Source organism: Kribbella sp. NPDC056861, from assembly GCF_040687575.1.
In the GTDB taxonomy this organism is placed as follows: Bacteria; Actinomycetota; Actinomycetes; order Propionibacteriales; family Kribbellaceae; genus Kribbella.
The window spans coordinates 37,178-58,391 of sequence record NZ_JBFBNQ010000012.1; the positions used below are offsets into that span (position 1 = coordinate 37,178).

Annotated in this window: 20 protein-coding genes; 11 read left to right on the top strand and 9 right to left on the bottom strand. The window is 68.7% G+C overall.

Features of this window, described 5'->3' with window-relative positions; genetic code table 11:
* Window positions 1-144: 144 nt before the first annotated feature.
* The 5 genes from AB0P21_RS40475 to AB0P21_RS40495 all read left to right on the top strand — a co-directional run bounded on the left by AB0P21_RS40475 (window position 145) and on the right by AB0P21_RS40495 (window position 6,864).
* Entirely contained in the window at window positions 145-1,404 is a 1,260-nt protein-coding gene (locus AB0P21_RS40475) for an FAD-dependent oxidoreductase (RefSeq protein WP_363704730.1), read from the top strand.
* The gene (locus AB0P21_RS40480; protein ID WP_363704732.1) at window positions 1,398-2,117 is read left to right on the top strand and encodes a DUF1365 domain-containing protein; all 720 of its coding nucleotides are present in this window, start codon (window positions 1,398-1,400) and stop codon (window positions 2,115-2,117) included. Before AB0P21_RS40475 ends, AB0P21_RS40480 begins: the two co-directional genes overlap by 7 nt.
* Entirely contained in the window at window positions 2,114-3,352 is a 1,239-nt protein-coding gene (locus AB0P21_RS40485; RefSeq protein ID WP_363704734.1) for a cyclopropane-fatty-acyl-phospholipid synthase family protein, read from the top strand. Before AB0P21_RS40480 ends, AB0P21_RS40485 begins: the two co-directional genes overlap by 4 nt.
* A 2-nt stretch (window positions 3,353-3,354) precedes the next feature.
* Entirely contained in the window at window positions 3,355-4,092 is a 738-nt protein-coding gene (locus tag AB0P21_RS40490) for an SDR family NAD(P)-dependent oxidoreductase (protein WP_363704736.1), read from the top strand.
* Between the two features lie 96 nt (window positions 4,093-4,188).
* Window positions 4,189-6,864 (top strand): family 78 glycoside hydrolase catalytic domain, encoded by a 2,676-nt coding sequence (locus AB0P21_RS40495; protein ID WP_363704738.1) that lies wholly within the window; start codon window positions 4,189-4,191, stop codon window positions 6,862-6,864.
* Here AB0P21_RS40495 and trmB read toward each other — a convergent pair.
* Genes trmB through AB0P21_RS40510 form a run of 3 tightly spaced genes read right to left on the bottom strand, consistent with a single transcriptional unit; the run spans window position 6,845 to window position 11,143 of the window.
* Complete coding sequence (gene trmB / locus AB0P21_RS40500; protein WP_363704740.1) at window positions 6,845-7,546, bottom strand: tRNA (guanosine(46)-N7)-methyltransferase TrmB; 702 nt, start codon at window positions 7,544-7,546, stop codon at window positions 6,845-6,847. The genes AB0P21_RS40495 and trmB overlap by 20 nt on opposite strands.
* Window positions 7,547-7,572: 26 nt before the next feature.
* Window positions 7,573-8,115: a DUF3592 domain-containing protein gene (locus tag AB0P21_RS40505; protein ID WP_363704742.1), complete on the bottom strand. Its 543-nt coding sequence runs from the start codon at window positions 8,113-8,115 to the stop codon at window positions 7,573-7,575.
* 25 nt (window positions 8,116-8,140) lie between these two features.
* The gene (locus AB0P21_RS40510; RefSeq protein WP_363704744.1) at window positions 8,141-11,143 is read right to left on the bottom strand and encodes a bifunctional [glutamine synthetase] adenylyltransferase/[glutamine synthetase]-adenylyl-L-tyrosine phosphorylase; all 3,003 of its coding nucleotides are present in this window, start codon (window positions 11,141-11,143) and stop codon (window positions 8,141-8,143) included.
* A 228-nt stretch (window positions 11,144-11,371) separates the two neighbouring features.
* On the opposite strand from AB0P21_RS40510, the gene AB0P21_RS40515 reads away from it, so the two are divergent.
* Entirely contained in the window at window positions 11,372-11,860 is a 489-nt protein-coding gene (locus tag AB0P21_RS40515) for a hypothetical protein (protein WP_363704746.1), read from the top strand.
* Between the two features lie 102 nt (window positions 11,861-11,962).
* On the opposite strand, the gene glnA is transcribed toward AB0P21_RS40515, so the two are convergent.
* Window positions 11,963-13,303 (bottom strand): type I glutamate--ammonia ligase, encoded by a 1,341-nt coding sequence (gene glnA, locus AB0P21_RS40520; protein WP_270131235.1) that lies wholly within the window; start codon window positions 13,301-13,303, stop codon window positions 11,963-11,965.
* A 134-nt stretch (window positions 13,304-13,437) separates the two neighbouring features.
* Between glnA and AB0P21_RS40525 the strand changes: the two genes are divergently transcribed.
* Window positions 13,438-13,821 (top strand): DUF393 domain-containing protein, encoded by a 384-nt coding sequence (locus AB0P21_RS40525; protein WP_363704748.1) that lies wholly within the window; start codon window positions 13,438-13,440, stop codon window positions 13,819-13,821.
* A 4-nt stretch (window positions 13,822-13,825) separates the two neighbouring features.
* On the opposite strand, the gene AB0P21_RS40530 is transcribed toward AB0P21_RS40525, so the two are convergent.
* From AB0P21_RS40530 to AB0P21_RS40545, 4 genes are read right to left on the bottom strand one after another with little or no spacing between them, the layout of a single operon-like run.
* Entirely contained in the window at window positions 13,826-14,035 is a 210-nt protein-coding gene (locus tag AB0P21_RS40530) for a hypothetical protein (protein WP_363704750.1), read from the bottom strand.
* A gap of 16 nt (window positions 14,036-14,051) precedes the next feature.
* Window positions 14,052-15,104: an HTTM domain-containing protein gene (locus AB0P21_RS40535; RefSeq protein WP_363704752.1), complete on the bottom strand. Its 1,053-nt coding sequence runs from the start codon at window positions 15,102-15,104 to the stop codon at window positions 14,052-14,054.
* Entirely contained in the window at window positions 15,101-15,574 is a 474-nt protein-coding gene (locus AB0P21_RS40540) for a hypothetical protein (protein WP_363704754.1), read from the bottom strand. The genes AB0P21_RS40535 and AB0P21_RS40540 overlap by 4 nt, the downstream gene beginning before the upstream one ends.
* Before the next feature lie 30 nt (window positions 15,575-15,604).
* Window positions 15,605-16,174, bottom strand: a complete 570-nt coding sequence (locus tag AB0P21_RS40545; RefSeq protein WP_363704756.1) for an ArsR family transcriptional regulator — start codon at window positions 16,172-16,174, stop codon at window positions 15,605-15,607.
* Between the two features lie 68 nt (window positions 16,175-16,242).
* On the opposite strand from AB0P21_RS40545, the gene AB0P21_RS40550 reads away from it, so the two are divergent.
* Together AB0P21_RS40550 and AB0P21_RS40555 are read left to right on the top strand one after the other, a co-directional pair.
* The gene (locus tag AB0P21_RS40550) at window positions 16,243-16,836 is read left to right on the top strand and encodes a dienelactone hydrolase family protein (protein WP_363704758.1); all 594 of its coding nucleotides are present in this window, start codon (window positions 16,243-16,245) and stop codon (window positions 16,834-16,836) included.
* A gap of 9 nt (window positions 16,837-16,845) precedes the next feature.
* Window positions 16,846-17,208: a nuclear transport factor 2 family protein gene (locus AB0P21_RS40555; protein ID WP_363704760.1), complete on the top strand. Its 363-nt coding sequence runs from the start codon at window positions 16,846-16,848 to the stop codon at window positions 17,206-17,208.
* Here AB0P21_RS40555 and AB0P21_RS40560 read toward each other — a convergent pair.
* Complete coding sequence (locus tag AB0P21_RS40560; RefSeq protein ID WP_363704762.1) at window positions 17,172-18,341, bottom strand: DUF418 domain-containing protein; 1,170 nt, start codon at window positions 18,339-18,341, stop codon at window positions 17,172-17,174. The genes AB0P21_RS40555 and AB0P21_RS40560 overlap by 37 nt on opposite strands.
* Before the next feature lie 67 nt (window positions 18,342-18,408).
* Between AB0P21_RS40560 and AB0P21_RS40565 the strand changes: the two genes are divergently transcribed.
* A complete protein-coding gene (locus AB0P21_RS40565) occupies window positions 18,409-19,173 on the top strand; it encodes a hypothetical protein (RefSeq protein WP_363704764.1) in 765 nt (254 codons plus the stop codon).
* Window positions 19,174-19,250: 77 nt separating this feature from the next.
* Window positions 19,251-21,023 carry an NAD+ synthase gene (locus tag AB0P21_RS40570; RefSeq protein WP_363704766.1) on the top strand — a complete coding sequence of 591 codons (1,773 nt, stop codon included), beginning with the start codon at window positions 19,251-19,253 and terminating at the stop codon, window positions 21,021-21,023.
* Window positions 21,024-21,214 lie beyond the last annotated feature (191 nt).

Genomic DNA, 21,214 nt, shown 5'->3' on the forward strand with positions numbered 1-21,214 from the left:
GAGACGACAAATCACGATCTGAGACACATCAAACGATATAGGCCAACCATCGCCTGGACCGATCACATCCGCCCGCCGCTCCGAAGTACCCGCAAGCGCGTTCTGAACTTGTTCAGAACTTATGCAACCGGAAGGCTTTCAACTATGAGCGGCGACCGTCCGACCGCTGCGGTGCTGGGTTCGGGAGTCTCCGGCCTGACCGCGGCACATCTGCTGAACCGAACCCACGACGTGACCGTCTTCGAGGCGGACGATCGGCCCGGCGGTCATGCCCACACCCACGACGTGACCGACTCGGCCGGCCGAGCGCTGCGGATCGACACCGGGTTCATCGTGCACAACGAGCGCACCTACCCCAACCTGCTCCGCCTGTTCGCCGAGCTCGGCATCGAGACCCAGCCGACCGAGATGAGCATGAGCGTGCACTGCGACGGCTGCGGTCTCGAGTACGCCGGTGGCCGCGGCGCCCGGGCAGTGTTCAGCCAGCCCCGCCGCGCCGCCGACCCGCGCTTCCTCCGGATGCTCACCGAGGTCCCGCGCTTCCACCGGCAGGCCAAGGCGATCCTCGCCGCCGGCGACGACCAGCAGACCTGGGGCGACTTCCTCCGCGCGAACAACTTCAGCCGCTACTTCATCCGGCACTTCGCCGTACCGCTGGTGTCCTGCGTCTGGTCGTCCGGCTCCGCCGACGCCGAGCGCTACCCGGCGCGCTACCTGTTCCAGTTCCTCGACCACCACGGCATGCTCTCTGTCACCGGCTCCCCCAAGTGGCGCACGGTCACCGGTGGATCGCGCATGTACGTCGACGCCGTCCTCGCCCAGATCGCAGACGTCCGGACCTCGACCCCGGTCCGCGCAGTACTGCGCCATGACGACGCCGTAGAGGTCGTCACCGACCGCACCGAGCAGTTCGACAAGGTAGTAGTCGCCACTCACGCCGACACCGCGCTGCACCTCCTCGGCGACGCCACTCCGCAAGAGAAGACCCTCCTGAGCGCCTTCAGCTACTCCACCAACCCGACCTGGCTGCACACCGACACCGCAGTACTGCCGAAGGCATCGGCCGCGCGCTCCTCCTGGAACTACCGCATGCGCGGCTGTGACTCACCAGAGCCGCAGGTCCTCGTCAGCTACTGGATGGACCGTTTGCAAGACCTGCAGAGCCCCGAGGAACACCTGGTCACCCTCAACCCCGAGGGTTGGGTGGACACCGCCAAGGTGATCGCCCAGATGACCTACGCGCACCCCATCTTCACCCCGGAGTCAGTAGCCGCCGCCCCCGTACTACGAGCCGCCGGCGGCCCCCGGCTCGCATTCGCCGGCGCACACCTAGGCTGGGGATTCCACGAAGACGGCTGCCGCTCGGGAGTTGAGGCGGCCGAAAGGCTCGGCGCCACATGGTGAACCTTCCGCAACTGCCCGCAGTAGTGATCGGCCACGTCAGCCACTCACGCCGGATGCCGTTGCGCCATCGGTTCCGCTACCGCACGTACCAGTGGCTTGTGGACGTCGACGACCTCCCCCGCCGCCGCTTCTCGGCCAAGGACCACCTGGGCCTCGGCCCGTCCCTCCGCGACAACGTGGCCACCTTCACGGCCGCCCACGGCATCCAGCTCCGGCCGGACGACCGGGTGGTGATGCTGGCCAACGCCAAGAGCATCTTCGGGTTCGTCTTCGACCCGCTGAGCGTCTTCTGGGTTCTCACCTCGACCGGCGATCTGCGCTGCGTAGTACTGGAGATCCACAACACGTACGGCGAACGCCACGCGCAGCTCGCCAAGCCCGATGCCGCCGGTCGTTTCACCCTCGGCAAAGAGTTCTACGTCTCCCCTTTCTTCACCGTCAACGGCCGGTACGACGTGACGCTGCGCCTCGACACCGACCGGGTCGCCGTGGCGATCGACCTGGTCCAGAGCGATCGCCGGGTCTTCTCCGCCGCCTTCACCGGCCGCCCGCGTCCCGCCCGCCGGCGGGCTGTCCTCCAAGCGGCCTTCGTCACACCTTTGCTCACCCATCAGATCTGGTTGCTGATCCGAATGCATGGTGTCTGGCTCTGGCTTCGCCGGTTACCGGTGATCCACCGCGAGCCCCACATCCCACCGGAGGGAGTCCGATGAGTTCGCTACTTCTCGTCGATGCCGAACGTTGGCCAGGCGTCGCCCGTACGCCGTACAGCCCGCTGCGGGCCGCCGTGGCCCGGCGGATCCTGCGCCGAGCCGCCCGCGACCTGCCACTCGTCGTCATGCTGCCCGACGGCAGCCGCGTCGGCGCCGGTGGCGCGGGTGCTCCCGTGATGGAGATCGTCTCGGAGAGCTTCTTCCACCGGATCGGCGCCGACCTCAAGATCGGCTTCGGCGAGGCCTACATGGCAGGTGACTGGCGGACCGGCAACGGCACCGACCTGGCCGACCTGCTGGCCGTCTTCGCCGCACGGCTCCCCGAGCTCGTCCCGCCGGCGCTGCAACGCTTCCGCAAGGTGATCGAGCAGCGGATGCCCTCCTCCGAGGAGAACCACCGCTCGGGCGCGCGTTCCAACATCGCCCGCCACTACGACCTGTCGAACGACCTGTTCGCCACGTTCCTGGACGAGACGCTGTCCTACTCGTCAGCGTGGTTCGACACCGAGGACGGCGGCTTCGAGAACCTGGCCGACGCTCAGCGCCGCAAGATCGACGGCATCCTCGACTACGCCGACGTCAAGGCCGGCAGCCGGGTGCTGGAGATCGGTACCGGCTGGGGCCAGCTCGCGATCCAGGCGGCCGAGCGCGGCGCGACGGTCACCTCGGTGACGCTGTCGGCCGAGCAACGCGACCTGGCTCGCAAGCGGATCGCCGAGGCCGGGGTCAGCGCCGAGGTCGAGCTGCGCGACTACCGTGACGTGCGCGGCCAGTACGACGCCGTGGTCAGCGTCGAGATGATCGAGGCGGTCGGCACGCAGTACTGGCCGACGTACTTCGCGACGATCGACCGGCTGCTCGCGCCCGGCGGCCGGTTCGCCCTGCAGTCGATCACCATGCCGCACGACCGGCTGCTCGCCACCCGGCACGCGCAGAGCTGGATCCACCAGTACATCTTCCCCGGCGGGATGATCCCCTCGTTGACCGCGATCGAGCAGATCGCGGGCGCGGCCGGCGGGCTCGAGATCGCACAACGCCGCGATCTCGGGCCTGCTTACGCGCACACCCTGCGGTTGTGGCGGAACCGCTTCACCGACCGCGCGGCCGAGGTCGCGAACCTGGGCTTCGACGCCGTCTTCCGGCGGATGTGGGAGTTCTACCTGGCCTACTCCGAAGCCGGTTTCCGCTCCGGGTACCTGGGGGTCTCCCAACTCGCACTGGTCCGAAAGGTCTGACAATGGAACTCGCCGGACGCAGGATCTGGGTCGTCGGCGCCTCGTCCGGCATCGGCGCCGCGGTGGCGCAGGAGCTGTGCAAGCGCGGCGCGCACGTCGCGGTCTCCGCGCGCCGGGCGGACGCCCTGAAGGAGGTCGCCGGCGAGTGGATGACGGCCGTGCCGTGTGACATCACCGACGCCGACGACGTCCGGCAGGCAGCGGGGGTGGTCGCGGCCGAGCTCGGCGGCATCGACATCGCCATCCTGAGCGCCGGCTACTGGAAGCAGATGGGCAGCGACTTCGACGTCGAGTCCTTCGACCAGCACCTCAACGTGAACCTCAGCGGGATGGCCAACTGCCTCGGCGAGCTGATCCCACGGATGAAGGCGCAGGGTGCCGGCGTGATCGTCGGCATCTCGTCGGTCGCGGGCTACCGCGGCCTGCCCGGCTCCGAGGCGTACGGCGCGACGAAGGCCGCGCAGATCAACCTGCTCGAGTCGCTGCGGGTCCGGCTCCGCCCGGACGGCATCGACGTGCTGACCGTCTGCCCGGGTTTCGTCGAGACCGAGATGACCGAGACGAACACGTTCCCGATGCCGTTCATGGTCTCCGCAGAGGAGGCCGGCCGGGCGATCGCCGACGGCATCGCGAAGCAGTCCGCCCGGATCGTCTTCCCGTGGCAGATGTCACTCCTGATGCGGGTCGCCAAGGTCATCCCCGATCGACTCTGGGCGCTCGCTCTCACGCCTCGGTCCTGAACTGTCCAGATCAGGACATGGCTGTTGCCCTGGCAACGGGCGGTTGCATACGGTCCTCCGGGACCCTGCCTTCTGTCGCGTTGAGGAGCTTGCCTGATGTCTGTCGCCCCGGACAGCTGGACCCCTGGCGGACCGTTGACCGCGGCGAAGCTCACCACGGAGTACGCCGACCGCCCGCTCGGCACGGACATCACCCAGCCCCGGCTCGGGTGGATCGCCACCGCGCCGGGCTACGGCGCGACGCAGTCGGCGTACCAGGTGCTGGTGGCGTCGAGCGCTGACCTGCTGACGCCGGAGACAGCCGACGTGTGGAACTCCGGCCAGGTCTCCTCTGCGAAGACCTTCGGCATCTCGTACGACGGCCCGGCGCTGACCCCGCGGACCCGCTACCACTGGGCTGTGCGGCTGTGGGACGGCCGCGACCAGGCGGGTCGCTGGAGCCGGCCGACCTGGTTCGAGACCGGGCTGCTGGACGAGGGCTTCGGCGGCGCGCAGTGGATCGGCGCCCGCGACTCCGAGGTACGCGACGAAGCTGTTCCGGCTCCCTTGCTGCGGCGCGCCTTCTCCCTGGCAGCGGACGTGAACCAGGCAAGGCTTTACGCGAGCGGCCTCGCCTACCAGGAACTGCGGATCAACGGTCAGCGCGTCGGCGACTCGGTGCTCGATCCGGGGTTCACCGACTACGAGGACACCGTGTTGTCGGTCGCATACGACGTGACCGAGCTGCTCTCGACCGGCGACAACGTGCTGGGCGCTGAGCTCGGTCGCGGGTTCTTCGGCCTGTCGACTCCCAACGTCTGGCGCTGGCACAAGACCCCCTGGACCGCTCACCCGCGACTGCTCGCCCGGCTCATAGTCGAGCACACCGACGGCACGGTCACCGAGATCGTCACCGACGACGCGTGGCGAGTGGCGGAAGGCCCGACCCGCTTCGACTCGCTGTTCTCCGGCGAGACCTACGACGCGCGGTTGCACCTTGCGGGCTGGGACGCGGCAGGCTTCGACGACTCGCAGTGGAGTACGGCGCTCGTCGTACCGGCTCCTCGGGGTCAGGTGCGGGCGCAGGAGCACGAGCCGATCCGGGTGATCGAGGACGTCGTACCGGTGGAGTTCAGGCAGCCGAAGCCCGGTGTCTGGGTCGCCGACTTCGGCCGGACCACCGCGGGCTGGACCAAACTCCGGGTGACCGCTCCGGCCGGTACGACGATCAGCCTCACCCACGGTGAGCGATTGCTTGCCGATGGCACCATCTTCGCCGAGAACCCGCACGTGCACGCGGAGCGCTTTCAGCGGGACGAGTACATTGCCGCGGGCAACGGGGTCGAGGAGTGGGAGCCGCGTTTCTCCTACAAGGGTTTCCGCTACGTGCAGCTCGAAGGCTTCCCGGGTGAGCCGGCCACCAGCTCGGTGACGATGCGGGTGGTGCACTCCGACGTCGCCTCGGTCAGCCGGTTCGACGCCAGCCAGCCGCTGTACGAGCAAATCGAGCAGGCGATGCGGCGGACCGTGCTGAACAACCTGCACGGCATCCCGACCGACACTCCGAAGATGGAGAAGAACGGCTGGACCGGTGACGCCCAGGTCGGTGCCCCGACGATGGCCGGCACGCTCGGGATGGCGCGCTTCTTCACCAAGTGGCTCGGCGATCTGCGTGACAGCCAGAGCGTCGACGGCAGCCTGCCGGTGATCGTGCCGACCGGCGACTGGGGTTACGACGAACTCTCCCCCGCTACCGAGTGGTCGACCGTCTACCCGTTCCTCCTGCGCGAGATGCACCGCTGGTACGGCGACGAGCGGCTGCTCGCCGAGCACTGGGGCCCCGTACTGCGCTATCTCGACTACGAGCTCGACCGGGTCGAAGACGGTTTGTCGCTCAGCGTTCTCGGCGACTGGATCCCGCCGGGCTACCCCGACGGACCGCCGCCGGAAGACCGCCGCCTGACCGGTACTGCGTACTTGCATCGCGCCGTCATCGCTGCGGCCGAGATCGGCGAGATCCTCGACCGGCCGGACGAGGTGGACCGCCTTCGCAAGGCCGCCGGCGAGCTGGCCGACGGGCTGAACCGCGCGTTCCTGGATCGCTCGGCCGGGCTCTACCGGACGGCGTCTGATCCGGACTACCGGCAGACGTCCAACGCGCTGCCACTCGCCTTCGGGCTGGTCCCCGCTGACGTCGTACCGGCCGTGGTGGCCAACCTGGTCGCGGACATCGAGGCGCGCGACTTCCATCTCAACACGGGGTGTCTCGGCGTCGGCGTACTGCTGCCGGTGCTGACCGCCCACGGCCATGCGGATGTCGCGACCAAGCTCGCGTTGCAGCGGACGTATCCGAGCTGGGGTTACTGGTTCGACAACGGCGCGGACACGATGTGGGAGATGTGGGAGACGGACGCGCGGTCGCGCAACCACTACTTCCACGGCACGGTTGCCCAATGGCTGCTGGAGAATGTGGCCGGTCTGCGGAACCTGTCAGGTGGCTGGGAGCGCATCCTGGTCCGGCCGGATGCGCGCTCGGAGGTCGACTCGGCGGCTTTGCGGACCGACACCGTGCGCGGCCGCGTCTCGGTGTCGTGGCGGCGAGTCGGCCGGGTCTTCCAGCTCGAAGTACAGGTGCCGATCGGCGCGACGGCCGAAGTACACGTGCCGTCGGAGACCGGGACCGATGTGAGCGTCGTACCGGCGCCCTATGCACCTGAGCCGGTGCACGAGGACGGCTACTGCGTCTTCACCGTGCCGTCAGGTCACTGGAACTTCACGTCGCGGACTTCGTGAACATCAGGTCGTGACACTCGCGTCCCTCACGCTGCGCGCGTGACTCGAACTTGGTGATCGGCCGCCAGTCTGGTCGCGGGGCCCAGCCGTCGTACTCGTTCACGAGCTGCGGCTCGGCCTCGCAGATCTCCAGCATCGCCTCGGCGTAGTGCTGCCAATCCGTTGCCAGGTGCAACCTTCCGCCCGGCTGCAGACGGGAGGCGAGCAGCTTCACGAACGGTGCCGTGATCAGCCGTCGCTTGTGGTGCCGCTTCTTCGGCCACGGATCCGGGAAGAACACCCGGACACCGGCCAGCGTGTCCGGCGCGACGTGATCGCGCAGGAAATCGAGCGCGTCCCCGTGCAGCAACCGGACGTTGTCCAGCTCGTACTTCTCCACCCACAACATCAACTGCCCGAGCCCCGCCGGATATACCTCGGCCGCCAGGTGATTGATCTCCGGCGCCTGCCGAGCCAGCTGCGAGGTCCCCTCGCCCATCCCCGAACCGATCTCCAGCACGACCGGCGCTTCCCGCCCGAACCACCCGCTCAGATCAATTTCACCGCTCGGCAGGTCCTCGAGCTTCTTGCCCAACGACGGCCAGTTGGTCCGCCAGACCCGCTCCTGCCCCAGCGTCATCCGGACACTCCGCCGGACGTGGCTGAACACCCCTGCCTGCCTGACCTGATCCACCGTCTCCACCCAGCGATCCTAGGTGAGGTGGTGTTTCACTCGGAAAACCACCGGTTCCAAGCAACCCCGCGGCGGCGGGCGCTTCTGGTCAGGACGACCACGGCGGAACTCACCAGCAGACCTCCCCCGGCCAGCAGACCACCGCCGATCAGCGGCGTATCCCGGTCAGCCGCCCACTCGCGGGCATCGACCGACGCGAGCACGTAGGTCGGATCAGCCGGGGCGTACAAGATCTTCAACGGCATCGCGTACCGCGTACCGGCGGGTGGCGCGTGTTCGCCCTCCGGCAGGTCCGGGGTCTCGCCGTCAGCACTTCGCGGCGACGTCGTGATGCGCTGACCTGACGCAGTGTGGAACACCAGGACGACGTCCTCACCGGTGACACCTGCCCTTTTCGGGTGGATTCGGATCTGCACCGACTCCGCTGTGGTCTCCACACCGTGCTCGACGAACTCTCGGCTGTAGCCCTGGCGGTACAGGAACTCCCCCAGCACCAACACCCCGACGGCCAGCAGGATCAACCCGGGCACCCCGAGCCAGATCCCACCTCGGCCCGGGTAGGTCAAGTCCTCCGTCATGCGCGATGGTCCCGCACCACGCGGGTCAGTCGCCCCAGAAGAGGCGGTCGACGACGTTGCGGGCCTGGCGGGTGCGGCGGCGGTAGTCGTCGGAGAACTGGCTGGTCTTGCCGGGGTTGTAGCCGCAGATCTGTGCCACTGCTGCCAGGTCGCGGGGGTCTCGGGGCAGCGAGTCGCTGGGGCGGGCTCGGACCAGCATGATCGCGTTGCGGATGCGGGTGGCCATCTCCCAGGCGCGGCTCAGGATGTCGGCGTCCGGCGGTTCGACCAGGCCGACGTCGACGGCAGCGCGGAGGGTGCCGAGGGTGCGGGTGGTGCGGAGGTCCGCGATGCGGTGCGCGTAGCGCATCTGCAGGAGCTGGACGGTCCACTCGATGTCGGCGAGGCCGCCGCGGCCCAGCTTGGTGTGGGTCGCGGGGTCGGCGCCGCGGGGTAGGCGCTCGGCGTCCACGCGTGCCTTGATGCGGCGGATCTCCATCACGTCGCGGTCGGAGATGCCGCCCTCTGGGTAGCGCAGCGGGTCGATCAGTTCGCGGAACGACGCACAGAGGTCGGCGTCGCCGCAGAGTGGGTCGGCGCGGAGCAGCGCCTGTGCCTCCCAGACGGCTGACCAGCGGGCGTAGTACGAGGCGTAGGAGGCGAGGGTGCGGACCAGTGGCCCTTGTCGGCCCTCTGGGCGCAGGTCGGCATCGATGGCGACCGCGGGGTCGGCGCCGGGCAGCGCCAGCAGCCGGCGCAGCTCGGTCGCGACCTGGGTGGCGAAGTCCGTCGCCGCCTTCTCGGAGGCCCCCGGCACCGGGTCGTGCACGAACATCACGTCGGCATCGCTGCCGTAGCTCAGCTCATGCCCACCGAAGCGTCCCATCGCAACGATCGACATCCGGGTCGGCTCCGGCTCGCCCTTCGCCACCGTCCGCCGGGCTACCTCCAGCGCCGTGGTCAGCGTCGCCACCGAGACCGTGGTGAGTGCCTCTCCGACCGCCTCGACCTCCAGCAGTTCGGACAGATCCGAGGCCGCGATCCGGAACAGCTCCCGCCGCCGGGCGCCACGAATCGCCGCGACCGCAGCCACCGGATCGTCCTGCCGCCGTCCTGCCGCCGACATCTCACTCAGCAACGACTCCAGCGGCCGCGGCGCCAACTCCCGCTCGTCCGCGAGCATCGCCGTCGCCTCAGGCGCGCGCTGTAGCAAGTCCACGGCGTACCGGCCGCTGGCCAGCAAGTGCGCCAGCCGCTCAGCCGACGCGCCCTCGTCGCGCAACTGGCGCAGGTACCAAGGAGTCGAGCCGAGTGAATCGGAGATCGTCCGGAAGGCCAGCAAGCCCGCATCGGCATCGGGCGACTCGGCAAACCACCCGAGCATCGCCGGCAGCAGCGCCCGCTGGATCGACGACCGCCGCGAGACGCCCTCCGACAACGCCTCGATGTGCCGCAACGCCGACGCCGGATCGGCGTACCCGAGAGCGGTCAGACGTTGCTTGGCAGCCTCGGGAGTCAGCCGCACTTCCTCCCCGGGGATCCGCGCGACAGCAGCCAGCAGCGGCCGGTAGAAGAGCTTCTCGTGCAGCCGCCGTACTTCGAGCCCGTGCTTCTTCCACGCCGCCGTCAGGTCGTCGATCGGGTTCTTCGTGAACCCCAGCGACCGCCCGAGCCTGCGCAGATCGTCGTCGTCGTCAGGAACCTGATGCGTCCGCCGCAACCGATACAGCTGGATCCGGTGCTCCATCGACCGCAGGAACCGATAAGCATCAGCCAGTACTGCGCCATCGGTCCGCCCCACATACCCCGACCCGGTCAACTGCTCGAGCGCGATCAGCGTCGTCCCACTGCGGACTGACTCGTCACTGCGCCCATGCACCAACTGCAGCAGCTGTACTGCGAACTCCACGTCCCGCAACCCACCAGGACCGAGCTTCAACTGCCGATCCGCGTCAGCCGCCGGAATGTGGTCAACCACCCGGCGCCGCATCGCCTGGACGTCACCGACGAACCCCTCGCGATCAGCCGCCGACCACACCAGCTCACGCGTCTTGTCCGCGTACTCCTGCCCGAGCTCGGCATCACCGGCAACCGCCCGCGCCTTGAGCAGCGCCTGGAACTCCCAGGTCTTCGCCCAGCGCTGGTAGTAGGCCAGGTGGCTGTCCAGCGTCCGCACCAGCGGCCCCGCCTTGCCCTCCGGCCGAAGCGCGGCGTCGACCGGCCAGAGCGTGCCCTCCGCGGTGTGCGCCGAGCAGATCCGCATGGTTGCCGACGCCAACGAGGTCGCGGTCTTCAGCGCCGGCGCCTCCGGCTCACCCTCCAGCGGCTCGGCGACGAACAGCACATCCACGTCGCTCACGTAGTTCAGCTCACGCCCGCCGCACTTGCCCATGGCAACAATGGCGAGCCGGCAGTCGGCCGCCTTCGGATGCGCGGCGAAGAAGTCGTTCCGTGCGATCCGCAGCGCGGTCTCCAACGCTCCACCCGCCAGATCAGCCAGTACTGCGGCAGTCTCGTCGACCAGCAGCCCCTCGGCCAGGTCTCGCGCCGCCAGCCGCAACAACAAACGCCGGTACTCGATCCGCAGCGCGTCCACCGGATTCTCGGCGTCGACAGCAGTCGCGAGACAAGCAGCCACGTCGTCAGGCGTCGGCCGGGCAGCCGCCAGCGCCGGATCAGCCAAGTCGTACCAATGCCGAGGATGCACGCTCAGATGCCGCCCGAACGCCTCGCTCGCGCCGAGCACATAGGTCAGCCGGCGGCGGAAGTCCGCATCCATGTCGAGCGTCCGCGCGAACGCCGCCAGATCGAAGTCATTGGCGTGCAGCGACTCGGCCATCCCCAGCAGACCGGTCAGCGCGAGATCGGGATCGGCCGATTCCGACAGTGAGGCGATCAACTGGTCGCTCGCCATCGGCCCGTACTCCCCCGGCGCGCTCAGCGCATCCAGTGCGTCCAACTCGTCGAGCATCCGCCCGGCCCGCGCCGAATCGGCGAACCCGGCTCGCGCCAGCCGCCCCGCACCAGAAACCCTCCGCACCTCAGCCACGACAGTCAGCCTAGTGCCGGTCACCCCGCTCGACGGTCCGGCCGGTGGTGCCGCGCCGCACCCCGTCGCCGGCCGCCGCGTCCAGGGCGTCGACGCGGTCCCCAGCGGCCGAACTTTCGAATCGTCACGGCAGATCTCGGGCTCCGCGCGACCGGATTGCGGTCCGATTGCGGTCAACACACGCAGTGGCTTGGCATATTCGGTCCGTAGTCGGCATGATGACTCGTTATGGTCATGATGACGGGGTCGCTCGCTGTCCGGGGCACGGTGGTCTGGTTGACGCCCCAGCAGGGTGGGCGAGTGTCCGGGCCGCCCGAGCCGGACTACGACTACGACTACACAGCAACCGCCTACCTCCCACCGAGGACGGCCGAAGACGGGCAGGTAGGGCTGTCTCTGCGCCGCTTCGCGCCCGGCGCGTGGCGCACACCCGCGGAAGGCATCATGGTGCCACCCACGGGCAACCGCGCCCAGCAGGTGATCCCCGGCAACCTCGTGGTGATCACCGAGGGAGTCCGGCCGGTCGGCCTGCTCACGATCGAAGAGGTCAACCTCCTCGAACCCGACGGCACCACCGCGATCGAGCGCACTCCGGAGCCCGAGATCACCGGCCTCACCGCCATCCGCCCACCGGCGGACACGGGCACCGACGCGCCGTACCGGCACTCCACCGCAGCCACCCGGTGGACCGCCCACGAACGCGCCGGCGCCAGCTGACCGCTGCTACCCGGCCGGAAGCTGGTTCAGTACTGCGAACTTGCACTCCCCCGGCCCTTGCTGCGACCCGAGCCGGTAGTTGCCCTCAGCAACAGTAGTGCGTCAGAGAACAGGCAGCAGCTTGTTCAGCTCGAACGGCGTGACCTGCTTGCGGTAGTCCTGCCACTCGGCCCGCTTGTTGCGCAGGAAGAAGTCGAAGACGTGCTCGCCGAGCGTCTCGGCCACCAGTTCGCTGTCCTCCATCGCCGAGATCGCCTCGGCCAGGCTGCTCGGCAGCGGCTTGATGCCGAGCGCCTTGCGCTCGCGCGGGGTGAGCGACCAGACGTCGTCCTCGGCCTCGCGCGGCAGCTCATAGCCCTCCTCGATGCCCTTCAGCCCGGCCGCGAGCATCAGCGCGAACGCGAGGTACGGGTTCGCCGCGGAGTCCAGCGAGCGGAACTCCACCCGGCTCGACTGACCCTTGTGCGGCTTGTACATCGGCACCCGGACCAGCGCGGAGCGGTTGTTGTGGCCCCACGAGATGAACGACGGGGCCTCGTCGCCGACGGCAAGCCGCTTGTACGAGTTGACCCACTGGTTCGTCACCGCGGTGATCTCGGCCGCGTGGTGCAGCAGCCCGGCGATGAAGGCCCGGCCGGTCTTGGACAGCTGGTACTGCGCGCCGCCCTCGAAGAACGCGTTCCGGTCGCCCTCGAACAGCGACATGTGGGTGTGCATCCCGGAGCCGGGGTGCTCGCTCAGCGGCTTCGGCATGAAGGACGCGTAGATGCCCTGGGACAGCGCGACCTCCTTCACCACCACCCGGAAGGTCATGATGTTGTCGGCGGTCGACAGCGCGTCGGCGTACCGCAGGTCGATCTCCTGCTGGCCCGGGCCGCCCTCGTGGTGGCTGAACTCGACCGAGATGCCCATCGACTCCAGCATCGTGATCGCCTCGCGGCGGAAGTCGTTGCCGATCCCCTGCGGGGTGTGGTCGAAGTAGCCGGACGAGTCGACCGGCTCGGGATACGTGCCGGGGGCACCGGTCAGCGACTTGAACAGGTAGAACTCGATCTCGGGGTGGGTGTAGAAGGTGAAGCCGAGGTCGGCCGCCTTCGACAGGGTCCGCTTCAGCACGTGCCGCGGATCGGCGAAGGACGCCGAGCCGTCGGGCATGTTGATGTCGCAGAACATCCGCGCGGTGCCCATCGTCTCGCCCCGCCAGGGCAGGATCTGGAACGTCGAGGGATCCGGCTTGGCCAGCATGTCCGCCTCGGTCACCCGGGCGAAGCCCTCGATCGCGGAACCGTCGAACCCGATCCCCTCGGCGAACGCGCCCTCCAGCTCGGCCGGCGCCACCGCCACCGACTTGAGGAACCCGAGCACATCGGTGAACCAGAGCCGCACGAACCGTACGTCGCGCTCCTCGAGCGCGCGCAGCACGAACTCCTGCTGCTTGTCCATCGGCGAGTCCACCTCTCCAGCTGTCGAACACTTGTTTTCCAGGGCCTCACACAGTCTGCCCCGGGCGTGTTAAGCAGACGTTACGTGTTCGAGGAGAGATCGCGCGCACTCGGCCCACCAGTACTGTGGACAACGTGCCCACTACCCCGATTCTGATCTTCGACGGCGACTGCGCGTTCTGTACGACGAGCGCCCGCTGGCTGCAGCGCCGGCTCGGTGGCGCGGTGCCGGTCGAGCCGTGGCAGTTCACCGACCTGGCGGCGTACGGGACGACCGCGGAGCGGGCGCAGTACGAGGTGTTGTGGGTGGACGCGACCGGCACGATCCACGGTGGCGCCCAGGCGTTCGCGCAGTGGCTGATCCACTCCGGCGGACTGTGGCGGGTGCCGGGGAAGATGATCACGCTCCCACCCGTCCGCTGGGTCGCGGCCGGGGTCTACCGGCTGATCGCGAACAACCGGGAGAAGATGCCCGGCGGCACGCCAGCGTGCGCCCTCCCTCCCCACAAAGAGCGATAAGGGCCTAGTCTCCTCTGGTGCAGACGATCTTCCAGGTGGCGCTGATCCTCGCTGCCGTTCTCTGCGTGAGCGACCTGCTGATCAGCACCGGACGCTTCATCCGGTCGATCCAGCGCCGCCGTCCGGCCGAGCTCGACGTGCTGGGCCGCCGCTGGCTGCCGATCCCGGAGCTCGGCTTCGGGATGTTCGCGTTCTGCTGCCCGGGACTGGTCACGCTCGGGCTGACCCACTCAGACGCCGGGCTGCCGACCAAGCAGATCCTGCTCGCCGCGCTCGTCTTCGGCTACGCCGGCGCCGTGCTGTCCCGGGTCGTCCGTACGCCGGGCCCCGGCGGCCGCCGCTTCCGGCTCCGCGCCGGTCTGCTGCTCGGCCTGCCGGCCATCTTCGGTCTCGTCTTCGGTCTTTCGGGCGTCGCGGTCTGACCGACGCTGCCGGAACCACGGCACCACCCGCTCGAGCGGCGCGAAGGCCAGCCAGCAGACCACCGTCGGCAGGAAGTGGATCAGCAGGATCGCCGTGTTCGCGACATGGAAGCCGATGAAGAACAGCGCACCGAGTAGTTGCCACCGGCCCTTGAGCCAGAGGATCACCGGCGAGCAGAACTCCCCGATGATGCCGACCCACTGCATCACGTGCAGCATCCACGGATACTGCAGCAGCCACTCCCCGACCGGGTGCGGCCGCCGGACGATCGCCCAGGTCAGGATCGCGCTGCCGGGCCAGGCCAGCGTCCAGCCCGCGCCCCGCAGCTTCGCGACAGCGGACAGGAAATACGTCGCGATCACCGAGATCTGCACACAGCGGATCGCCCAGCCGGCCGCCTCCGACCTGGTCTGATCCGCGTACGGCGAAACGTCGCGGCGCCACGACCGGTTCCAGCCCTTGCCGCGGGGCGCCACGGTCGGCAGCACCCAGAGCGCGACCACCAGCGCGAGGTGGTCGTGGTCGACCTTGCCGTCGCTCATCCCGATCAGCACCCACCAGGTGAACGCCGGAGCGACGATCCAGCCCGCTAGGCGAGGCAACCGATTGGTCGCGCCGATCAGGCAGCAGACGATCAGGACGACGTACAGGGTGGTCGTGTTCGCGACCGACGGCTTGGGCAGGTCGAGGATCCGCGCCAGCAGCAGCGGCTGGTACAGGCCGGGGTGCTCGCCCTTGAGCCGGGTGTCGCGGACGAACGCGTGCATGTCGAGGATGACGAACAGATAGAGGATCGTCCGCAGCCAGGCGATCCGGGCCAGCGCGATCTTGGGGGTGAACCAGTCGGCGACCTTGGTCATCTGCGCACCTGCCAGGTCGCCAGCACCTCGGGCACCGGGTCGCCGTCGACGTGACCGTCGACCAGCGTGGTGGTGTCGCGGATCAGCTCCAGCTTCACGTACTTCGGCTGGTCCGGGTGCTTGCGGGCCCAGCCGTCCGCGACGGACTGCAGCAGCGACGGATCCTTCACGATCTCGCCGGTCCGGGCCTCGATCTCGGCCCGGGCCACGCCGGCGCCCTCGATGTTCAGCGGTACGTCGACCGTCGTGCCGGCGTCGGTCAGCGCGCTGATCCGGGTGTAGGTGATCGACGCGTCGTCGGCCACCGAACCGGCGTACTGCGACATCGGGCCGAACGGCCAGGCGTCGTCACTCGCGCGCACCGAGCCGTTGATCAGCAAGGCGATGCCGACCACCGCGACCACGACCCGGATCACCTTGCCCACCGGGCTCAGCCGGACGTCCCCGATCGGCTCCTGCTGCTTCGTCACCACGCCCGCCATTACACACCAACCCGGCGGTCAGTCCGATTCGTCGCCTCGCGGCGGCAGGGTGGGGTAATCGAGCATCGGATAGATACCGACGCTGAAGCCGTAGGTGACCTCACCCGATCGGGGCAGGTGGTCGAACTCCTGCACCAGTTCCTGCATCCGCTCCCAGAACTCGGCCACCCGCTCGTCCGGCATCCGGGCGTGCCGGATGAGCGACCGCAGCTGACCGGCGTCGAAGGCGGCCGCCGACTCCTTCGCCGCGACCTCGAAGTCGTTGAAGTCGAGCACGCCGGTCTTGCCGAGGCCGTAGAAGAACATCCGCGCGGCGCGGCCGTAGTACCGCTCCTCGATCGCGCGGACGCGGCGGGTCCGGACCACCCGCAGCAGGCCGGCGTCGGCGAGCACCTTGACGTGGTGCGCGACCGTGCTCTTCGGCCGCTTCACCGCGGCGGCCAGCTCGGTCACCGTCGCGGCCCGCTCGTGCAGCAACTGCAGGATCGACGTCCGCAGCGGATCGCTGAGCGCCTTGACCTGCTCGGCCGTGGTGAGCTCGATGGTGTCCTCGAGGTCGTAGTCGGGGACCTGGGGGTTGCTCGTCATGGTCGGATCAGACTAACATCACGGAACGTTCGAAGTATTTGGATCATTCACTGAAAGCGAGCTCTTCGATGGCCACGATCGTGCTGTTCCACCACGCGCAGGGACTCACCAAGGGCGTCCGCGCCTTCGCCGACACCCTCAGCCAGGCGGGCCACGTCGTCCACCTCCCCGACCTGTACGAGGGCAACGTCTACGAGACCCTCGACGAAGGGCTCGACTACGCCCGCCAGACCGGCTTCGGCACAGTGAAGGACCGTGGCATCGCGGCCGCCGACGAGCTGGCCGAGGGCGCGACCGACGGCCTGATCTATGCCGGCTTCTCGCTCGGCGTGATGCCGGCGCAGCAGCTCGCCCAGACCCGCTCCAACGCTCGCGGCGCACTGCTGCTGCACGGCTGCATCCCGGTCTCGGAGTTCGGCGAGGGCTGGCCGGCCGGCGTACCGGTCCAGGTGCACGCGATGGACCAGGACCCGTTCTTCATCGAGGAGGGTGGCGACCTGGAGTCGGCGAACGCGCTGGTCGCTGCCGCGCCCGACGACGCCGAGCTCTTCCTCTACCCGGGCGACCACCACCTCTTCAGCGACTCCTCCCTGCCCGCGTACGACGAGGCCGCGACGGCACTGCTGACGAGCCGGGTGCTGGCCTTTCTGAAGGACCGCTAGCATCGGCGGATGCCCACGATTCAGCAGGTGGCGGAAGGTTTCTCGACCCACCGTTTCCGGGAGATCTACGACTTCCTGCACCCGCAGGTGCAGTGGACGCTGGTCGGCGCCGCCCGGCTCGACGGGATCGAGCAGGTGCGGTCCGCCTGCGAGCAGTCGCTGGCCCAGCTGGAGCGGACCACCACCCAGTTCCTGCGGTTCAAGACGATCGCCGGACCGGACTCCGTGGCCATCGACTCGATCGCCAAGTACGTCGATCACAAGTGGCAGAGCTCGATCGTCCGGTCCTGTGACGTCTACGAGTTCACCGAGGGCTACCTGTCCGCGATCACCAGCTACACGGCCGAGATCACGGCGGCCGACCTGCCGTAGGTGAACCTGCGGACCAGCGTCTCCATCGGTCCGCGGTACGAGTGCAGGTGCATCCAGTAGGCCAGCGCGACAGTGCCGAGCCAGGTCGCGAAGGCCAGTAGCGCCGTCGTCGTGACGGTGAGGTCGCCGGACAGGTCGGCGAAGTACGGGTTGAAGGCAACGGCCCAGACCACCGACTGGATCAGGTAGCAGGTCAGCGATCGCTGGCCGACCGCGGCGACGGCCTCGGTGATCCGGCCGTGGCCGCGGCCGATCCACACCGCGATGAGTGAGATCAGCGCCGCATAGCCGAAGCCACCCAGTACGCCGGTGGCGTCGTGCAGCGTGCCGATGAGGTTGAGACCTTCGCGATCCGGCTTGTCGTTGACGCCGGCAAGCACCAGTGCGATCGGCAGCCCGCCGACGATGGAGAGCGAGATGCCCACGACGGCCGTCCAGGTCAGCAGCTTCACGTGCTGGGCCGCTTGCTCGAGGATCCGTCGCCGGCCGGCCCACAGGCCGATCAGGAACGGGCAGGCGAAACCGATCGGCCCGAGGAACGCGATGAACGGGTAGAAGGCGATCCGGTCCACGATCCCGGTCAGCGGGTTCGCCGGGAGCATCGCGGCGTCCGGGCCGTCGGGGCTGATCGTCATCGACCCGTCGCTGGGCATCGCGGTCAGCAGGAAGAACAGCAAGGCGACGATCAGGATCGTGCGGTCCTTCCAGCGGATCGCCCAGACCCCGAGGAACAGCAGCACGCCGTACGCCGCCAGGATGTCGCCGACGTAGAACAGCAGTCCGTCGATGAAGCCGACGACCACCAGGAACAGGCTGCGGCGCCAGAGCAACCGGCGTACCGCGCGCGGATCGCGGCCGGTCTCGGCCTGGCGGCGCGCGATCTGCGCTACGCCGTACCCGAAGAGCAGGCCGAACAGCGGGAACGCGCGTCCGTCCACCAGCGTCGCAGTGAGCAGGATCAAGGCGTTGTCGACGGCAGACCCGTCCTGCGGGAAGCCGCCGAGTATCGCCGGGCTCTGGATGAAGTAGTGCGAGTTCGCCACCGCGATGAACAACAGCATGAAGCCGCGAGCCAGGTCCGGTCCGAGCGCACGGGCTCGAAGGCCGGTCGGGCCGATCTGGGGTGAGGTCACAGTTCCACTCAACCGCCCGGAGAACCCGCTGGCTGCTTCCCTTGGTACCTGGTCCATCAACCTTCGGATGAACAGCTCTGAGGAGGACACCATGCAGATCATCGAGCACAGCATCGTCGGCGTACGGTCGGCCGTCACGCGGCTTCGGCGCCGCGGCACGAAGCTGGAGTTCGTCGTCTTCCCGATGCTGCACGTGGCGATGCCGTCCTTCTACGCAGAGGTCACTGAGCGACTGCTCCAGTGCGACTTGCTCGTCGTCGAGGGGATCATCGACCTGCCCGCTGATGGCGATGCTGCCGAGACCGGCGGTAGCGCGCGGGGGTTGCTGGCCCTCTCGGCGCTGACCGCGACCTACCGCTCGATTGCGGCCAACCGCGACTCCGGTCTGGTCGAGGACCCCATTCCGTACGGCGAGCTCGGCGTCCCGGTGATCACGCCGGACATGACCACGGCGGAGGTCGGCGAGGGCATCCACGCACTGCCGCTGAAGACCAAGCTGCAGATCTGGGGCGCCACCCCGCTGGCCGCGGTGATGAACTACTTCAACGGCCGGCAGCGGCTGCTGACCCGAAACATCGAGATCAACGACCTGCCGTCCGCGGCCGAGGAGCTCGAGTCCGAGGACGCCGCGGCGTTCCGCGAACTGTTCATCGGCCGCCGGGACGAGCAGGTGCTCACCGCCCTCGCCGATCTGGTGGAGACCCGCGCCGACGAGCAGCTCCGGGTCGCCGTCGTCTACGGCGGCGCGCACATCCCCGGTATCGTGCACGGGCTCAGCCGGCTCGGCTACCGGCCGATCGACGCCGAATGGCTGACCGCCGTCGCCGCCTGACCGGTACTGCGTAAAGTCGCCTCCACGATTTCGGCCAGGTCGGCGGCGGGAGCACCGACAACCAGTAGGGTGCTGCAGTGCCTCAGCTTCGGGTTGCTCTCGCTCAGCTCAACGTGACGGTCGGTGATGTCGACGGCAATGCCGACAAGGTCGTCACGTGGACCCGGAACGCCGTCGAGCGGGGTGCCCATGTGGTCGCGTTCCCCGAGCTCGCGCTGACCGGCTACCCGGTCGAGGACCTGGCCTTGCGGGCTTCGTTCGTCGAGGCGTCACAGGTCAAGATCAGGAAGCTCGCGAAGCGGCTGGCCGACGAAGGTCTCGGCGAGGCCGTCGTCGTGGTCGGCTACCTCGATCGCGCCGTCGGTACGGCGATGGGCGTCGACCGGCTAGGCCGGCCGAAGGGCTCACCGACCAACTCGGCCGCGGTGCTGCATCGCGGTGAGGTCGTCACCTCGGCGGTGAAGCACCACCTGCCGAACTACGGCGTCTTCGACGAGTTCCGGCACTTCGTTCCCGGCGACAGCCTGCAGGTGATCCGCATCCACGGCGTCGACGTCGCGCTGGTGATCTGCGAGGACCTCTGGCAGGACGGCGGCCCGGTCGCCGCGACCCGGGCGGCCGGCGCGGGACTGCTGCTGGTCGTCAACAGTTCGCCGTACGAGGCCAACAAAGACGACGTCCGCGGTGAGCTGGTCACTCGGCGGGCCCGCGAGGCCGGTTGCTCGCTGGCGTACGTGAATCTCGTCGGTGGCCAGGACGAGCTCGTCTTCGACGGCGACTCGCTGATCGCCGATGCCGAGGGCAAGGTGTTCGCGCGGGCGCCGCAGTTCGATCAGGGCAGCATGGTGGTCGACCTCGACCTGCCGGCCGCCGTCGGTACGCCGGGTGGTTCGCACGAGGGCATCCGGATCGAGCACACGGTGCTGCACGAGGAGCCACTGCCGGCGTACGAGCCGATCGCCTCGGCGCTGGCGCCGCGGTTGTCGGACGAGGCCGAGATGTACGGCGCGGTGGTGCTCGGGTTGCGCGACTACGTCCAGAAGAACGGCTTCAAGTCGGTGCTGCTCGGGCTGTCCGGCGGCATCGACTCGTCGCTGGTCGCCGCGATCGCCTGCGACGCGATCGGCGCCGAGCACGTCTTTGGGATCTCCAACCCGAGCGTCTACTCCAGCGACCACTCCAAGGACGACGCCGCCGAGCTGGCCGCCCGGACCGGACTGAACTACCGGGTGGTGCCGATCCAGCCGATGGTGCAGCCGTTCCTGGACACGCTTGGGCTGACCGGGCTGGCCGAGGAGAACCTGCAGGCCCGGGTCCGGGCGGTGATCTGGATGGGGCTGTCGAACGCCGACGGCCACCTGGTGCTTGCCTGTGGCAACAAGTCTGAGCTGTCCGTCGGCTACTCGACGATCTACGGCGACGCGGTCGGCGGCTACGCGCCGCTGAAGGACGTGCCGAAGACGGTCGTCTGGCGGCTGGCGAAGTGGCGCAACGCGGACGCGAAGGAACGCGGCCAGCAGCCGCCGATCCCGGAGAACGCGATCGTCAAACCACCGTCCGCGGAGCTGCGTCCGGGTCAGGTCGACACCGACTCGCTGCCGCCGTACGAACTGCTGGACGACATGCTCGACGACTATGTCGAACAGGATCGCGGTACGGCGGAGCTGGTGGCCGCGGGCTTCGACACCGAGTTGGTCAGCAAGGTGATCCAGCTGGTCGACAAGGCGGAGTACAAGCGACGGCAGTATCCTCCGGGTCCGAAGATCACCCACAAGGCTTTCGGCCGCGACCGGCGGCTGCCGATCACGAGCGCATGGCGTGAGGACGCGAGGAAGGCAGCAGAGAACTGAGTGGCTCTTGGCGAAACCGCCCTTTCAACGACAGCCCGTTCTTCCCGCCCGAGGACCCGGAGCAGGCTGACTCCTTCGGCGTGCCCGAACGCAGGTCTGCTGACGCGTCAGGTGTGAGCGATCCCTCAGCGTCGACCGGTGGCGCTCACCCTCCGCAACGGTGGGACGATGAGGGCATGGTTGACAACTTC

Coding starts and splice junctions, on each gene's coding strand:
- AB0P21_RS40475 (WP_363704730.1), top strand. CDS start 145: ATGAGCGGCGACCGTCCGACCGCTGCGGTGCTGGGTTCGGGAGTCTCC.
- AB0P21_RS40480 (WP_363704732.1), top strand. CDS start 1,398: ATGGTGAACCTTCCGCAACTGCCCGCAGTAGTGATCGGCCACGTCAGC.
- AB0P21_RS40485 (WP_363704734.1), top strand. CDS start 2,114: ATGAGTTCGCTACTTCTCGTCGATGCCGAACGTTGGCCAGGCGTCGCC.
- AB0P21_RS40490 (WP_363704736.1), top strand. CDS start 3,355: ATGGAACTCGCCGGACGCAGGATCTGGGTCGTCGGCGCCTCGTCCGGC.
- AB0P21_RS40495 (WP_363704738.1), top strand. CDS start 4,189: ATGTCTGTCGCCCCGGACAGCTGGACCCCTGGCGGACCGTTGACCGCG.
- AB0P21_RS40505 (WP_363704742.1), bottom strand. CDS start 8,115: ATGACGGAGGACTTGACCTACCCGGGCCGAGGTGGGATCTGGCTCGGG.
- AB0P21_RS40515 (WP_363704746.1), top strand. CDS start 11,372: ATGGTCATGATGACGGGGTCGCTCGCTGTCCGGGGCACGGTGGTCTGG.
- glnA (WP_270131235.1), bottom strand. CDS start 13,303: ATGGACAAGCAGCAGGAGTTCGTGCTGCGCGCGCTCGAGGAGCGCGAC.
- AB0P21_RS40535 (WP_363704752.1), bottom strand. CDS start 15,104: ATGACCAAGGTCGCCGACTGGTTCACCCCCAAGATCGCGCTGGCCCGG.
- AB0P21_RS40545 (WP_363704756.1), bottom strand. CDS start 16,174: ATGACGAGCAACCCCCAGGTCCCCGACTACGACCTCGAGGACACCATC.
- AB0P21_RS40550 (WP_363704758.1), top strand. CDS start 16,243: ATGGCCACGATCGTGCTGTTCCACCACGCGCAGGGACTCACCAAGGGC.
- AB0P21_RS40555 (WP_363704760.1), top strand. CDS start 16,846: ATGCCCACGATTCAGCAGGTGGCGGAAGGTTTCTCGACCCACCGTTTC.
- AB0P21_RS40565 (WP_363704764.1), top strand. CDS start 18,409: ATGAACAGCTCTGAGGAGGACACCATGCAGATCATCGAGCACAGCATC.